Raw genomic sequence first — 1,991 nt, 5'->3', positions numbered from 1 at the left:
GGTCGGCCTGGCCATCGCGCTGGGCGGCCTGCTGCGGGCCGCCGTCGCCCAGCGCCAGGCGGCCGAGCCCGATCAGGGCACGGGTCAGGCGGCCGCCGAGCGGTAGGCGGCGAGCCAGGCGGGGAACTGCGTGAGGTCGTCCAGGACGACGTCGGCGCCGGCCTCCCGCAACTGCTCGGCGTCGCACGGCCCGGTCGCCACCGCGACGGACAGCGCACCGGCCTTGCGGGCGCCGCGCACGTCACCGACGTGGTCGCCGACGTAGACGCTCGCGCCCCACTCGATCAGGGCCTCGGCCTTGGCCTCCGCCCACAGCCAGCCGCGCAGGTCCGCGTCGATGCCGACGTGGTCCAGGTGCATCCGCGCGTTCGGCTCGTACTTCGCGGTGACGACGACGGGCCGGCCGCCGGCCGCCCGGACCGCCGCGACGGCTTCCAGCGCGCCCGGCATCGCGGGCGTGGGGGCGATGGCGTGGTCGGGGTACAGGGCGCGGTACCGATCGGCCATCTCGGCGATCCGCTCGGCGGGGAACCAGTTGGCGAGTTCCTCGTCCAGCGGCGGCCCGAGGCGGGTGACCACGAGCTCGGTGTCGATGAACACGCCGGTCTCGGCGACGAGCGTGTCGTAGACGGCCTTGATGCCGGGCCGGGAGTCGATGAGCGTCATGTCGAGGTCGAACCCGACGGTCAGCTTGCCGGAGCCGGGGGTCACGGGAGCGAGGTCGTTGGTCACAGCAGCCATTCTCACCCGGCGCGTCAAGCGGAATTGACTCCCCCGGCCCGCGGGGGGCTCTCGCCGACCCGTACCGGCCTCCGCACGGGCCAGTCCCGCCCAGGACGCCCGTGGCCGGGCCACACTTTCCGAGGGAGCCCGGCCCGCCCGCCCCCGGGACGGGCGTCACCCGCTCCTGCGGCTCCGCCACAGCAGGTACAGCGCGGTGCCGACGGCCGCGAGCCGGATCGCCACCGGGTAGGAGTCCTGGAAGGCCCGGCCCACCTGGCCCTGGGCGATCGGCGCGCCCCACTTGCCCACGTCGCGCCCCCACACCCACACGATCAGCCCGGCCGCCGCGGCGCCGGGGATCCCCAGCACCGCGAACTTCGCCTGCGGGCGCGAGAGGGCACGGGAGAGGTAGGCCAGCAGCCAGCCCAGGCCGAGCGGGATCAGCGAGCCCAGCGCCGCCCCGGCGACCAGCAGCAGCGCCGCCAGCAGCAGGCTGGGGCTGCCCCAGCCGGAGCGCACCCGGCGCAGGCCCGGCAGCAGGCGGCGCGGGGCGCGGGCGGCCGGCAGCGCGTCCTCGGCCTCCTCGTACACCTCGGCGTCGGCGGCGGCGTCCGCGGCGGCGACCGGACGGGCGCTCCGGGCCGGGCGGCCCGGCGGGTCGTCGTCGGCCAGTTCCTCGTCGTCGACGGGGATGAACACACCGCCGGTCATGCCGGGCAGCCCCGCCAGCTCGTCGCCGGCCCGCAGCGTGCCGGTGCGCGGGCTCTTCCGCCACCAGTCGGGCTCGTCGCCGTCCCGGCCCGGCGCGTCGGTGTCCTTCTCCGCTCGGGCCCGCGGCACCTGCGGCCCCCGCTCGGCGTAGGGCCCGTCCGCGTCGCCCGTCCTCGCACCGCGCCGCCCGGCGCCGGACCGCGTACCCGAGGCGCCGCCCGCGCCCGTTCCCGCACCGCCGCCGGAATCGCCACCGGACCGCGCACCCGGGCCGCCGCCCGTGCCGGACCGCTGGCGGGCACCCGCACCGGACCCCGTCCCCCGCCCGTGGCCGTCCCCCGGCGAGCCGGCCGCCGCCTCCACCACCTCGTCGGGCGTACCGATCCGGCCGAGGATGCGCCGGACGGCCGCGGGGCTGTCGCCGCCGGTACCGCCCCGCTGCCGGTCGATGTCGTTGCGCAGCTGCGCCACGAGTTGCATGCGCTGGGAGGAGGGCAGGGCGCTCTGCGCCAGGTCGCCGACCCGGCTCAGGTAGTCGAACACCAGCCGGTCACTCT

The 1,991-nt window shown here is 77.6% G+C and carries 2 protein-coding genes; both read right to left on the bottom strand.

What is annotated here, in order from left to right:
• Positions 1-84: 84 nt before the first annotated feature.
• Complete coding sequence (locus tag K7862_RS36935) at positions 85-741, bottom strand: HAD family hydrolase (RefSeq protein WP_222970163.1); 657 nt, start codon at positions 739-741, stop codon at positions 85-87.
• Positions 742-897: 156 nt separating this feature from the next.
• Positions 898-1,991 (bottom strand): hypothetical protein (locus tag K7862_RS36930; protein ID WP_222970161.1); only part of this gene is annotated, 1,094 nt, incomplete at its 5' end.

Origin of the sequence: Actinacidiphila acidipaludis, assembly GCF_019890725.1 — a bacterium.
Classification (GTDB): Bacteria; Actinomycetota; Actinomycetes; order Streptomycetales; family Streptomycetaceae; genus Actinacidiphila; species Actinacidiphila acidipaludis.
Note: the sequence above shows the minus strand (reverse complement) of the source record. Positions and strands in the feature narration are given on the sequence as shown.